Raw genomic sequence first — 446 nt, 5'->3', positions numbered from 1 at the left:
TTCACACAGATTGATACGGTTTAGATTAGAGCATCTAGTGGGTCTGTAGCTCAGGTGGTTAGAGCGTACGCCTGATAAGCGTAAGGTCGGTGGTTCGAGTCCACTCAGACCCACCACGTCAACGATGGGGTTATAGCGTCAGCTGGGAGAGCGCCTGCCTTGCACGCAGGAGGTCTGCGGTTCGATCCCGCATAGCTCCACCATCTTTAAGGGTTTTTCCTTAAGAATCTTTAAACATGGTTTTCATTAGAAAATCTTGCTCTTTAACAATTTGGAAAGCTGACAAAACAACAATTTATTGTTGTTTGTAAAGTTCTCAATGTTTGTCTTTAAGACAAACACCAACAAACACATTCAAGTGTTCTTGGGAATGTCACTGTTAAGTGACTATTCGAAATTGAGTCCGGCAAAATCAACGCTATCTCGCTCATTCAAATAATGAGATA

General features: G+C 42.6%; 2 tRNA genes. Both read left to right on the top strand.

The annotated features are described in order from the left end of the window. Positions 1-39: 39 nt before the first annotated feature. Positions 40-116 (top strand) — tRNA-Ile (locus CIK04_RS30230). Positions 117-126: 10 nt separating this feature from the next. Beyond that, positions 127-203: transfer RNA gene (locus CIK04_RS30225), tRNA-Ala, on the top strand. Positions 204-446: the final 243 nt, after the last annotated feature.

It is taken from the genome of Vibrio sp. 03_296, assembly GCF_002265885.1.
Note: the sequence above shows the minus strand (reverse complement) of the source record. Positions and strands in the feature narration are given on the sequence as shown.